The organism is Phytoactinopolyspora endophytica (assembly GCF_004138495.1).
GTDB lineage: Bacteria > Actinomycetota > Actinomycetes > Jiangellales > Jiangellaceae > Phytoactinopolyspora > Phytoactinopolyspora endophytica.
Window position 1 is genome coordinate 79,086 of sequence record NZ_ML142855.1, and the last position, 12,681, is coordinate 91,766.

General features: G+C 67.7%; 10 protein-coding genes. 9 read left to right on the top strand and 1 reads right to left on the bottom strand.

Annotated features, from left to right (window positions below):
* The 3 genes from phnC to phnE (ELR45_RS15210) all read left to right on the top strand — a co-directional run.
* A partial coding sequence (gene phnC / locus ELR45_RS15200) for a phosphonate ABC transporter ATP-binding protein (protein ID WP_129667178.1) occupies positions 1–777 on the top strand: 777 nt, incomplete at its 5' end.
* Positions 778–851: 74 nt separating this feature from the next.
* Positions 852–1,610, top strand: a complete 759-nt coding sequence (gene phnE / locus ELR45_RS15205; protein WP_129667179.1) for a phosphonate ABC transporter, permease protein PhnE — start codon at positions 852–854, stop codon at positions 1,608–1,610.
* Positions 1,607–2,455 carry a phosphonate ABC transporter, permease protein PhnE gene (gene phnE, locus ELR45_RS15210; RefSeq protein WP_165367793.1) on the top strand — a complete coding sequence of 283 codons (849 nt, stop codon included), beginning with the start codon at positions 1,607–1,609 and terminating at the stop codon, positions 2,453–2,455. Before phnE (ELR45_RS15205) ends, phnE (ELR45_RS15210) begins: the two co-directional genes overlap by 4 nt.
* An 11-nt stretch (positions 2,456–2,466) precedes the next feature.
* Here the strand turns inward: phnE (ELR45_RS15210) and ELR45_RS15215 are convergent, their stop codons facing one another.
* Positions 2,467–4,494, bottom strand: a complete 2,028-nt coding sequence (locus ELR45_RS15215; protein ID WP_165367794.1) for an ATP-binding cassette domain-containing protein — start codon at positions 4,492–4,494, stop codon at positions 2,467–2,469.
* 448 nt (positions 4,495–4,942) lie between these two features.
* On the opposite strand from ELR45_RS15215, the gene ELR45_RS15220 reads away from it, so the two are divergent.
* The 6 genes from ELR45_RS15220 to ELR45_RS15245 form a co-directional block, all read left to right on the top strand.
* The gene (locus tag ELR45_RS15220; RefSeq protein WP_129667182.1) at positions 4,943–6,241 is read left to right on the top strand and encodes a homoserine dehydrogenase; all 1,299 of its coding nucleotides are present in this window, start codon (positions 4,943–4,945) and stop codon (positions 6,239–6,241) included.
* A 275-nt stretch (positions 6,242–6,516) separates the two neighbouring features.
* The gene (thrC, locus tag ELR45_RS15225) at positions 6,517–7,626 is read left to right on the top strand and encodes a threonine synthase (protein ID WP_420813888.1); all 1,110 of its coding nucleotides are present in this window, start codon (positions 6,517–6,519) and stop codon (positions 7,624–7,626) included.
* Positions 7,627–7,672: 46 nt separating this feature from the next.
* Entirely contained in the window at positions 7,673–8,614 is a 942-nt protein-coding gene (thrB, locus tag ELR45_RS15230) for a homoserine kinase (RefSeq protein WP_240759750.1), read from the top strand.
* A gap of 415 nt (positions 8,615–9,029) precedes the next feature.
* A complete protein-coding gene (rho, locus tag ELR45_RS15235) occupies positions 9,030–11,114 on the top strand; it encodes a transcription termination factor Rho (RefSeq protein ID WP_420813892.1) in 2,085 nt (694 codons plus the stop codon).
* 299 nt (positions 11,115–11,413) lie between these two features.
* Entirely contained in the window at positions 11,414–11,632 is a 219-nt protein-coding gene (gene rpmE, locus ELR45_RS15240; protein WP_129667185.1) for a 50S ribosomal protein L31, read from the top strand.
* A gap of 234 nt (positions 11,633–11,866) precedes the next feature.
* A partial coding sequence (locus ELR45_RS15245) for a PCRF domain-containing protein (protein WP_240759751.1) occupies positions 11,867–12,681 on the top strand: 815 nt, incomplete at its 3' end.

Below are 12,681 nucleotides of genomic sequence, written 5' to 3' on the forward strand. Positions count from 1 at the left end.
ATGATTCGCTTCACGCAGGCGTCGGTGACCTATCCGGGCGGGGTGACCGCGCTCGACGACATCAGCCTCGACATTCCCGATGGGCAGTTCGTCGTGATCGTGGGGCTGTCCGGTGCCGGAAAGTCGACGTTGATCCGCACCGTCAACGGCCTGGTCCCGCTGGCCGGCGGCACCGTGCACGTCGGCGAGCGGGAGGTCGGCGGGCTGTCCAGGAGACAGCTGCGTTCGCTCCGTGCCGACGCCGGCATGATCTTCCAGCACTACAACCTGGTGAATCGTACGACGGTGCTGAACAACGTGCTGATGGGACGGCTCAACCGGGTGCCGGGCTGGCGGTCGATGCTGGGCTGGTGGGGCCGAGACGAGGTGGAGCGGGCGATGCGGGCCCTCGAGATCGTCGAGATCGTGGACAAGGCGTATGTGCGCGCGGCCAACCTCTCCGGCGGCCAGCAGCAGCGGGTGGGCATCGCCAGGGCGCTGGCGCAGGAGCCGACGGTTCTGCTCGCCGACGAGCCGGTCGCCTCGCTCGACCCGCCGACGTCGCGCACGGTCATGCGTTACCTGCAGAAGGCCAACCGTGATCTGGGCATCACGACGCTGGTCAATCTGCACTTCCTCGACCTGGCCCGGGAGTATGCCGACCGGATCATCGGCCTGCGGGCCGGGAAGCTGGTGTTCGACGGCCCCGGGTCTGCCGTCGACGAGGGCGTGTTCGAGCAGATCTACGGCCGCAGCCTCACCGCCGATGACGTGCTTGAGGCCGAGGCGACGCTGTGAGCCTGCCTGGCGAGCAACTGAGCCGTGAGCGGCCGATTCGTGAGCGACCGAGGCGTCCACGACCGAGCCTGTTCATGATCGGCGGGCTGATCGGCTTGGTCGGCTTCACCGTCGCAGCCGGTGCGGACTGGAGATACGGCATCGGGTTCTCAGTGACGGAGATCTGGGACGGGCTGACCCGGTCCAATGCTCCGATGCGCGGCCTGGCCGAGATCGACCTCGGTGCCCTGACCGGTTCCCGGGCGAGAGACGGCTTCCTCGAGACGCTGCAGATGGCTGTGATGAGCTCCATCGCCGGTGCGCTCATCGCCCTGCCGCTCGCGCTGTTCAACTCCAAGCTGGGTGCGCCGAACCGTGCCGTCTATGCCGTGGTGAAGCTGCTCAACAATGTCATCCGTGCGATTCCCGACCTGCTCTGGGCGTTGCTGTTCGTGGCGGCGGTGAGCATCGGCGCACTGCCGGGCATCCTGGCTCTGTTCTTCTTCTCGCTCGGTGTGGTCACCAAACTGACCTCGGACACGATCGACGGCATCGACCACGGCCCGGTCGAGGCCGCGCGGGCCAGCGGAGCGTCGCACCCTCAGATGCTGCGCTTCGCGGTGCTTCCGCAGATCTTGCCGGCCTACACGTCGTTCTCCATGTACTGCTTCGAGCTCAACCTCCGTGCCTCGGCGGTGCTCGGCTTCGTCGGCGCGGGCGGAATCGGCACCGTGATCGACTTCTACCGCGGCCAGGGCCAATGGGACAGGGTATGGGGCGTGGTCGCGGGTTTCCTGGTCGTCGTCATCGTGGTGGAACGGATCTCGGCGGTGCTGCGGAAGCGGCTGCTGTGAGCGGAACGGAGACGCAGCGAGTAGCTGATGAACGGTTCCGGGACGCGGTGCGGCCTGAGAAGCCGTTCAACTGGTTCCGTCTGACCGTCACTGTGGCGGTGGTCGCCGGGTTCCTGGGAGCCTCGTTGAGCGTGGACGCCAGATGGGAACGCCTCCCCGAGGTACCAGGCGAGCTGTGGAACATCTTCGGCCTGATGTTCGGCGACCTGGATCTCGCGGACCTGCCGGACGCATTGGACTCCATGTGGGAGTCGGTGGGGATCGCGTGGATCGGCACCATGATCGCGGCGGCGCTGTCCTTTCCGCTGGCGTTCCTGGCGGCGCGGAACGTCTCGGGGAGGGTCAGCGTCGTCGTCACCCGGCAGCTGCTGAACATTCCCCGCGCCATCCCGGAGATCATCTTCGCGGTGGCGCTGATACCGATCTTCGGGCTGGGACCGCTGGCCGGCACCGTGGCCATCGGCCTGAGCTCCACGGGCACCATCGGCAAGCTCTCCGCTGAGATCATCGAGGGGTGCGATCACGGTCCGATGGAGGCGGCGGACGCAGCGGGCGGATCGAAGCCGCAGCTTGTGCGCTGGGCGGTGATGCCACAGGTCATGCCCGAGATCATCGCGTTCTGGCTGTACCGGTTCGAGGTCAACATCCGGGCGTCGGCGGTGCTGGGCGTGGTCGGTGCCGGCGGCATCGGGACAATGCTGCAACAGAGCATCGAGTTCCGTCAGTGGGCTTCGGCGGGGATGGCACTCATCGTCGTCGTTCTGGTGACGATACTCATCGACATGGCCTCGGGCGCGATCCGTCGCCGGATCATCCGTGGGCCTCGGCCTGCAGCTCAGACGTAGGCGCGATCGCTTTAGAGGACGCGCAGACGACGGCGGGCGATGTAGGTCGCGACGACACCGATCGCCGTGAGGGCCAGCAGCGCACCCAACCAGGCCAGCGCGTTGTGCCTCCACAGGACATCATCCGGCGAGTTGGGCATCAGCCCGGTCACGTCCACCGTCGACGCGCTCATCGCATACCCCCAGCGGCTCGGGGACAGCCAGGACAACTGGTCGATGAAGGCGCGTCCGGTGACCTCGATCAATCCGCCGCTGAAGACGAGCTGCGCCATGATCGCGAGGACCAGCGGCGGCATAGTCTGCTCGGGGGTGGACACGAGAGACGAGACGACCAGTCCGAGTATCGCCGAGACGACGGCCGTTGCGGCGAGGGCCACGCCCAGCTCGAACCCGCCCTTCCCGATGATCACGCCGTCCTCCGGGCCGTCGCGGACCATCAGCGTCAATGCGAGCAGGATGATCGACTGGACCACCGCGAACGCGCCGAAGATGATGAGCTTCGATGCGAGGTACGCATCCGGCATCAGGCCGGCCGCGCGCTCGTGCCGGTAGATCCGGCGCTCGGCGACGATGTCGCGGACGGTCGCGGCCATGCCCATGAACGACGCGCCGACCACCAGAATGACCAGTAGCCGCATCGCCTCGGTGCTGCCGCCGTGGGCCGGGCGTCCGAGACCGGACTCGTTGGGGATCGCCAGCCCCAGGATCGCCAGCCCGACCGGCAGCGCCAGCATGAATCCGGCGAACGGCCGGTCGGCGAAGATCAGTTGGACCTGGCGTCGGCACAGCACCCACATCTGCTGCCGCATGCGTTTCTCGTCGTCGGCGGCCTTCGGGCCGACTACCTCGGGTGTCTCGCTCTTCGACCGTGTCAGCAGCCGTGCCGGGAGCATCGAACGGGTTCCCGCGGGTGGGGCCGGGTGCACTGCAGGGGGAGGCGGGTGTCCCGGAGCATGGGCAGGCCTTGCGGACGGCCCAGGCCATGCGGCCGGTGGCGGTGCGGGCTGCGGCGGCGCATGGGGCGGCGGCGGTGCCTGCGCCGGGCGTGGCCGCGGGACCTTGAGCTTCTCGAAGATGTCGGCCCAGTCTGAGGTGCCGAAATGGTCGGCGATGCCGGCCGGTGGCCCGAAATACTCGATCTGGCCCCCAGGGACCATGATCAGGACGTCGTCGCAGATGTCCACGTGGGCGAGGTCGTGTGTGGTGACAAGGACGAGCCGTCCGTCGTCGGCCAGCTCGCGCAGCGTGGTCATGATCTGGCGCACCAGTGCCGGATCGAGCCCGGAGGTAGGTTCGTCGAGAATCAGCATGGACGGGCGGGTGATCAGCTCGAAGCCGATGGCGAGGCGTCGCTGCTGCCCGCCCGACATGTTCTCGATCCGGGTTGCCCTGCTGTCAGCGAGGCCCAGCTCCGTGAGGACCTCGTCGACGCGTGTGGTCCGCTCCTCGGCCGTCGTGTCGTGGGAGAGCCGTAGCTCAGCGGTGTACTGCATGGCCCGCCGGGCGCCGAGCTGACGATGGGCGATGGTGTGCTGTGGAACCACACCGATGCGGCCGTGGATCTCCTCCTGGCTGTGATGAGTGTCGAAGCCCTGGTAGTGGACGGAACCGTGGGACGGCTCGAGCTCACCGCTGATCTGCCGAAGCAGCGTCGACTTGCCACAGCCCGACGGCCCGATAACGGCGACCAAACGGGAACCGCTCAGGTTCACGTTGACGTTCTCGGTGAGCGTGGGGCCTTTCGGCAACGTGTAGTAGAGGTTCTGCACCACCAGGCTGCCTTCGGCCGGGGCGTCAGCCAACGGCGCAAGGCCGGACGGCCCGACGATGAATCGCGTCTTGCCGAATGTGACGATGTGGCCGTCGCGGACATATATGCCGCGCTCGACGAGGACGCCCTGGGCGAAGGTCTGGTGGTGGCCGCTGAGGTCGTCGAGCCGGTAACCGTCGCTGGTCGGTGTCAGCCTGGCGTGATGGCGCGCGGTCAGCAGGTCATCGATGACGATGTCGTTGTCCGCAGCCCGGCCCACTCGGATCATCGGCGGTCGTTGCGGTCGTTGCGGTGGATGGGGAGGAGAGGACGGTGGCCCGTGCGCTGGAGAGGTGCTGGACCTTTCCACCGGTCCGCCGTCGTCGGGCCGGGGTGGGCCTGCGCCAGTCACGTGTCCTCCGGGTGCACATCGCTTTTCAGGGTCCGGCGGACCAGCATAGAGGTTCGTGGCGTTCGGCGAGCGACGCCGTGCGACGGCTCCGCGATGTCGTCCGAGTTGGTGATGCGTTGGAGCCGAGTATGGCCTGTCGTGGCCCTCCGGTGACGGCCACACAGAGCCGGTGGTAAAGGATCTACGGTCTGCGCTACGTATGTTGAGACAGATGTCTCGCATCATGGACGGGTGGCGCTAGATCCTTCGGGCTTCGCGGACACTTGGAACGAAGCCTAGCGTGACCGGCAGCCTGGAACGGCGAGGCGAGTAGTTGAGAGGGAGGATGCGGATGAGCACACTGCGAGTGGCGCTTCTCGGCTGCGGAGTGGTCGGCTCCGAGGTCGCTCGCCAGATGGTCGAGCACGCGGACGACCTCGCAGCGCGTATCGGTGCGCGGCTTGAGCTCGTCGGGGTGGCAGTCCGCAGAACGGGACGGGACCGGGCCGTACCGGGCGTCGACCCTGAGATCTTCACCACCGATGCGGCCGGGTTGGTGTCGCGTGACGACGTCGACCTGGTGATCGAGGTGATCGGCGGGATCGAGCCCGCACGGAGCCTGATCCTGACCGCCATGGAGCGGGGCAAGTCCGTGGTGACCGCGAACAAGGCGTTGCTCGCCGACGACGGTTTCGCCCTGCACACCGCTGCCGACAAGCACCGGGTCGATCTCTACTACGAGGCGGCCGTCGCCGGTGCCATACCGCTGCTCCGGCCGCTGCGTGAGTCGCTCGCCGGTGACCACGTCACCAGAGTGCTGGGCATCGTCAACGGCACCACCAACTACGTGCTCGATCAGATGGACACCAACGGCAGCGGCTTCGCCGAAGCTCTCGAAGAGGCTCAGGCGCTGGGGTACGCCGAAGCCGACCCGACGGCGGACATCGAAGGGTACGACGCTGCCGCCAAGGCCGCGATCCTGGCGGGTATCGCGTTCCACTCGCCGGTCAGCCTGGCAGACGTCCATCGAGAAGGAATCAGCGAGGTGACGGCCGCGGACGTCGCGGGCGCCAAGGCCATGGGCGCCGTGGTCAAGCTGCTCGCGATCTGTGAGCTCGCGCCCGGTGGCGAAGCCGTCGGGGTGCGGGTCCACCCGGCGATGATCCCGCGTTCGCATCCGCTGGCGGGTGTCCGCGGCGCATACAACGCGGTCTTCGTGGAAGCGGAGTCCGCTGGCCAGCTCATGTTCTACGGTCCGGGGGCCGGCGGTACGCCTACGGCCAGCGCCGTTCTCGGTGACCTGGTGACGGTGGCGCGCAACCGGGTGGGCGGTGTCACGGGCCCAGGCGGGTCTTGGTACGCCGACCGTCGGGTGCACCCGATGGGCGAGACGGTCACGCGCTACCACATCAGCCTCGACGTCGAGGATCGCCCGGGCGTGCTGGCGGCGGTCGCCACGGTGTTCGCCAGGCACGACGTGTCGATCGAGACGGTCCGGCAGCGCACCGAGGTCCCCGACGGCGCCGAGCTGGTCGTCGTCACTCATCAGGCGTCGGACGAGGCGCTCACGGCGACCGTGGACGACCTCGCGAAGCTCGACACCGTCCGGGACGTCATGTCGGTGAAGCGCGTCGAGGGCGAGTAAGCCCCGGGTCGACAGGGCCACGGGCTCGACTCTCAGTGGAGGTGGGGCGGGAGATTCTCTTCTCGCTCTCACGCGGTCGGCGGTCGGCTTAGGTGGGCTGGTTGCGTGTAGAGCCCGCCGCCCGAAGATCGCTCCGAAGAAATCTCCCGCCCCACCTTCGCCGGTCATCCGAGCGGAGGGCGGAACTGCCGGGGAGTCTCGCCGTCGAGGCGGGTGGATAGGGCTACAGGGCGCCGGATGGACGCCGGGGACAGGGGTTGAGGGGAGCGTGGATAATGGGTGCCGTGACCAGTGGAATGGTTGATGCCCCAGCCCGGACGCGTCTATGGCGCGGTGTCATCGACGAGTACCGTGATCGGCTTCCGGTGACGACGGACACCCCTGTGGTGACCCTGCGCGAGGGCGGGACGCCGCTCGTGCCGGCGCCGTGGCTGTCCGAGCAGACAGGCTGTGACGTTCATCTCAAGGTCGAGGGGGTCAACCCCACCGGTTCGTTCAAGGACCGCGGCATGACCGTGGCCATCTCTAAGGCGGCCGAGGAAGGCGCTGAGGCCGTCGTCTGTGCCTCGACGGGCAACACCAGCGCGTCGATGGCCGCGTACGCCGTTCGCGCCAAGATGCGGCCGGTGGTCCTCGTCCCAGACGGCAAGATCGCGGGACCGAAGCTTGCCCAGGCCGTTGTGCACGGCGGGGTGATCGCGTCCGTCGACGGCAACTTCGACGACTGTCTACGGCTCGCCCGCGAGCTCGCCGAGACCTACCCGGTCGCCCTGGTCAACTCGGTCAACCCGTATCGGTTGGCCGGTCAGAAGACGGCGGCCTTCGAGGTCGTGGACGACCTCGGCGATGCCCCGGACATTCATGTCCTGCCAGTCGGCAACGCGGGGAACATCTCCGCCTACTGGATGGGTTACACCGAGTACGCAGCGGACCGGATCACCACGCGCAGGCCCAGGATGTGGGGCTTCCAAGCGGCAGGCGCGGCGCCGCTGGTGCACGGTGTGCCGGTGGCCGCGCCCGACACCGTGGCTAGTGCGATCCGGATCGGCAATCCGGCCTCATGGACGCTCGCCGTCGCCGCGCGGGATGAGTCCGAAGGCCAGATCGACGCCGTCAGCGATGAGCAGATACTCGCGGCGCAGCAAGAGCTTTCGGGGCAGGAGGGCCTGTTCGTCGAGCCGGCGTCCGCTGCGGGCGTGGCCGGCCTGCTTCACTACGCGCGTAGCGGTCAGCTGGATGCGGGTCAACAGATCGTCGTGACTGTGACGGGACACGGTCTGAAGGACGTCGACACGGCCAGTTCGTTCTATGGGGAGATCCGTCCCTACCCGGTCGCCGCGGAGGCCGTAGCCGCAGCCGAGGCATTGGGGTTGGCCCGAGCGTGAGGGCACTCGCAAGCCGGCCTCTCGGGGCGTGTGACCGATGGCCGGTGTGAGCCCGGGGAAGGATCCGCGCTCTGCGCGCGTCGTCGTCCGCGCCCCTGCGACCAGCGCCAACCTCGGACCAGGCTTCGACACGTTCGGACTGGCCCTGAGCATGCACGACGTCGTCGAGGCGTCGGCGTATTTCGAAAGGGACGTGGCGAGCGAGCGAGCGCCGCTGACCTTGACCGTTGACGGTGTCGGCGCTGACGACGTACCTCGGGACGAGACCCATCTCGTCGTGCGGGCCATGCGCCGATGCTTCTCCGAGCTTGGAGCCGAACCGGCCAGTCTCGAGCTGAGCTGCCGAAACGTTCTACCGCACGGGCGTGGTCTGGGCTCGTCTTCAGCGGCGATCGTCGCCGGTGTCCTCGCCGCCCGAGGTCTTGCCGGACAGGAAACCACCTCCGGCTCGGCCATCGACGGTGTGCTTGACCTGGCCAGCAGGATCGAAGGCCACCCCGACAACGTCGCACCGTGCCTGCTGGGCGGGTTCACCATCGCATGGACCGGTGACGACGGTGTGGCGCACGCTACCCGGCTGAATCCGCATCCGGAGATCGTTCCGGTGATATGCATACCGTCGGTGGCGCTGGCCACCACCACCGCGCGGGGCCTGCTTCCGCAGGCCGTTCCACACACGGATGCGGCCCGGAACGCCGGCCGGGCGGCGTTGCTGGTCGAGGCGGTGACACGCCGGCCCGACCTGCTGGTAGAGGCGACGCAGGACCGTTTGCACCAGGCATACCGGGAGCCCGCCATGCCGGAGTCGATTGCCCTGATGTCGGCGCTGCGACAGCGCGGACTGCCCGCCGTCGTCTCCGGTGCCGGACCGTCGATTCTGGTCCTGGCCAGGGGGGATGAGGTGTCGCGGGTGCGGGAGCTGGCATCCGGCTGGGACGTGCGCGCGGTGCCGGTGGACGCCGTCGGCGCGGTGGCGAATGACACGTGAGCGATGACCGGACTACACGGGCTAAAACGCCCATGGCCTGGTCTGGGTAATTCGGGCCCTCACGTGCTACGCTCGTAACGCACCGACGCACTGCATGGTCGGTAAGCCATGGCGTAGCGGAATCTCTGCAGCGAGCCGTGGATCTGTAAACCTCTTTCAGGGCTTGCGCATGCTAGGTCCAACACGAGGTTGACCACCAGTTGCATCGTGCACAAACATGCGTCCTCGGGGAGGTTCCTCGAGGTATTTAAGGCGCACCGGTGGCTCTCGCCGGTGCTGGCCCAGGGAAGGACCCTGAGTGACAAACACCGAGATTCCCGGCGTCTCTGAGGCGCTGGACTCCGAGAACACAGCATCGACCTCCGGCGGTGCCCCGGCCAAGCGGCAGCGCAAGCGCGCCCCAGGCCTGGACGGTATGGTCCTCGCCGAGCTGCAGCAGGTTGCTAGCCAGCTCGGCATCAAGGGTTCGGGCCGGATGCGCAAGGCTCAGCTGATCGATGCGATCAAGGCGACCCAGTCCGACGGCCCGGCACCCAAGGCTGCCGCGTCGGCGAAAGACGCTGCCTCGTCTGCGGACGACGGCGCGTCCAGCGCTGGTGGGTCCGGCGCGGACACGACTTCGAAGGCGGACGAGTCCTCCAAGGCCGCGCGGCGGACGCCCCGTCGCGCCAGCCGGGCGCAAGCAGCGCCGAAACAGGACGACGGAGCTGTCGCCGCGGCTGCGAGTGAGACCGGCACTGTGTCGGAGGCCACTCGCGAGACGAAGAAAGCCGACGGCCGGGGCCGTGGCGGAAGCGATGACCGGTCGGGTGACGACCGGTCCAGTGGTGACCGGTCCGGGAACGGCCGATCCACTGGAAGCCGTGGTGGCGGTGGTCGAGGCGAAGGGGCCGAGGCGGCGCAGCCCGAGCAGTCCGCGAGCGACTCGACGGGCGAACGGGAGCGGTCGGGCGATCGTGACGGTGCCCGCGGTGATGATCGCCGTCCGGACAGCCGTCGGCAGGACAGCCGTCGCCCCGACAACCGTCGCCCGGATCGCCAGAACGACCGTCCGAGCAACCGTGGTGACGACCGTCAGAGCAATCGTGGCGATGACCGTCAGAGCAACCGTGGCGACGACCGTCAGAGCAACCGTGGCGATGACCGTCAGAGCAACCGTGGCGACGACCGCGACAATGACAATGACCGTCGGCAGGGCGGGCGCTTCGACGAAGACGACGACCAGAGCGGTCGCGGTCGGCGCAGGCGTCGTGACCGCAGCCGCGGGAACCGCGATCGGCGGCCCAGCAGCGGTGGCGGTGGTGGCGGCCGCGAGCGCGCGGAAGAGCCGCAGATCCAAGAGGACGACGTCCTGATCCCGGTAGCGGGCATCATCGACATCCTCGACAACTACGCGTTCGTGCGAACCTCCGGCTACCTGCCGGGCCCGAACGACGTGTACGTGTCGCTGGCGATGGTCCGGCGGCACGGCATGCGCAAGGGCGACGCCGTCACCGGTGTGGTCCGTCAGCCGCGTGAGGGTGAGAAGCAGCAGAAGTTCAATGCGTTGGTGCGGGTCGACACCGTGAACGGCGCCGACCCGGACACTGCCAAGCAGCGGCCGGACTTCAACAAGCTCACGCCCCTGTACCCGCAGGACCGGCTGCGCATGGAGACCGAGTCCGGCAACATGTCGACGCGGATCATCGATCTCGTCGCGCCGATCGGTAAGGGGCAGCGCGGGCTGATCGTGTCGCCGCCTAAGGCCGGTAAGACGTTGTTCATGCAGGCGGTCGCCAACGCCGTGACGGCGAACAATCCGGAAGCACACTTGATGGTGGTGCTCGTCGACGAGCGGCCGGAGGAGGTCACCGACTTCCAGCGCTCCGTCAAGGGCGAGGTCATCGCGTCGACGTTCGACCGTCCGGCCGACGACCACACGACGGTGGCGGAACTGGCGATCGAGCGGGCCAAGCGGCTCGTCGAGCTGGGGCATGACGTGGTCATCCTGCTCGACGGCATCACCCGGCTCGCTCGGGCGTACAACAACGCCGCGCCTCCCAGCGGGCGCATCCTGTCCGGTGGTGTCGACTCGGCCGCGCTGTACCCGCCGAAGAAGTTCTTCGGTGCGGCGCGGAACATCGAGAACGGCGGCTCGCTGACCATCTTGGCCACGGCGCTGATCGAGACCGGGTCCAAGATGGATGAGGTCATCTTCGAGGAGTTCAAGGGCACCGGAAACATGGAGATCCGGCTCCGGCGTGACCTAGCCGACAAGCGCCTCTACCCAGCGATCGACGTCGACGCGTCCAGCACGAGGCGCGAGGAGATCCTGGTCGGCAAGGAGGAGCTGGGCGTCATGTGGCAGCTGCGCCGGGTGCTCTCCGCTCTGGACCCGCAGCAGGCGATCGAGCTCATGCTCGACCGGCTCAAGAAGACCAAGAGCAACGCCGAGTTCCTCATGACCGTCCAGAAGACCACGCCGACCATCGGTGGGAACGGGTCGAAGGACGACGACTAGCAACCGCCGATGCCCCGAGGCTAGGGGCCTGTGGTTGCGTTGAGTGGGCCGGCCCCCACGCGCCTCCGGCCTGGTCTCGTCACGGGCGTTGGCTTGCCTAAGGCGGTCAGCGCGCGTTCGGGGTCCGGTGCTGGTGCCGTTGCGGCCGGAGTGGCGGCGGAGCCTTTCTGGCGGCGGTCATCGGAGCTGGTTTGGTGATGGTGGGGCCGGGCTGGAATACTAGAGCAGTTGGTTCCGGTTCACGTTGTGGCGTCCCGCCCCATCGACCCGGCGCTCATAGAGATCCAGGAGTGAAGTCCATGAAGAGCGACATCCACCCGCAGTACGTGGAGACGAACGTCACGTGTACCTGTGGCAACACGTTCACCACACGGAGCACGGCGTCGAGCGGCTCCATTCACGCCGATATCTGCTCTGCCTGTCACCCGTTCTACACGGGAAAGCAGAAGATTCTCGACACCGGAGGCCGGGTGGCTCGGTTCGAATCCCGGTACGGGAAGAAGTCCGGCTCCAAGTAGCTTTGTCGACGGCGGGCGCACGCGTTTTGCGTGCGCCCGCCGTCGTCGTGTTGGACGGTAGAACCCGGATGGTTCGTGTTGCTCGCCGTGGACGACAGACCGCGGAGGCAAAGTGAGATACGAGTCCCGGTCGGCTGGTCATGGTGATCCTCGCGGCCCGGGAAGCGCCGGTGGAGACGTGACCGGTAGTGACACGGCCCGAAAGAGTTCGGGACAGGCAGGGAGGAATAGGCGATGTTCGAGGGCGTCAAAGCGCTCGAGGCTGAGTATGAAGAACTCGAGCACAAGCTCGCCGACCCCGCCATACACGCGGACCAGGGCGTGGCACGGCGTCTTGGGCGACGTTACGCCGAACTGACCGCGACCGTGAAGACGTACCGCGCGTGGCAGGAGACCGGTCAGGACAGGCGTGCGGCGCTTGAGCTCGCGGCAGACGATCCGGCGTTCGCCGCCGAGGCGATCGAGCTCGGCGAGCGTGAGGAGAAGCTCGCCGACGAGCTACGGATGCTGCTACTGCCGCGGGACCCGAACGACGGCCGGGACGCCATCGTCGAGGTCATGGCCGGCGCGGGCGGCGAGGAGTCCGCACTGTTCGCCAGTGACCTGCTGCGTATGTACATGCGCTACGCCGAACGGGCCGGGTGGAGCACCGAGCTCATCGACGCCGAGGAGTCCGACCTCGGCGGTTACAAGGACGTCTCGCTCGCCGTCAAGGCGAAAGGTACGCCCGAGCCGGGCATGGCACCGTACGCCCGGTTGAAGTTCGAAGGCGGTGTCCACCGGGTGCAGCGGGTTCCGGTCACCGAGAGCCAGGGACGTATCCACACCTCGGCCGCGGGCGTGCTAGTGCTGCCGGAGGCGGACGACGAGACTGAGGTGGAGATCAACCAGAACGACCTTCGCATCGACGTCTTCCGGTCGTCCGGGCCGGGTGGTCAGAGCGTGAACACCACGGATTCCGCCGTCCGGATCACCCACCTGCCCACCGGCATCGTCGTCTCCTGCCAGAACGAGAAGAGTCAGCTGCAGAACAAGGAACAGGCGCTGCG

Coding starts and splice junctions, on each gene's coding strand:
- phnE (WP_129667179.1), top strand. CDS start 852: ATGATCGGCGGGCTGATCGGCTTGGTCGGCTTCACCGTCGCAGCCGGT.
- rho (WP_420813892.1), top strand. CDS start 9,030: ATGGTCCTCGCCGAGCTGCAGCAGGTTGCTAGCCAGCTCGGCATCAAG.
- ELR45_RS15215 (WP_165367794.1), bottom strand. CDS start 4,494: ATGATCCGAGTGGGCCGGGCTGCGGACAACGACATCGTCATCGATGAC.
- thrC (WP_420813888.1), top strand. CDS start 6,517: ATGGGTGCCGTGACCAGTGGAATGGTTGATGCCCCAGCCCGGACGCGT.
- ELR45_RS15220 (WP_129667182.1), top strand. CDS start 4,943: ATGCGGATGAGCACACTGCGAGTGGCGCTTCTCGGCTGCGGAGTGGTC.
- rpmE (WP_129667185.1), top strand. CDS start 11,414: ATGAAGAGCGACATCCACCCGCAGTACGTGGAGACGAACGTCACGTGT.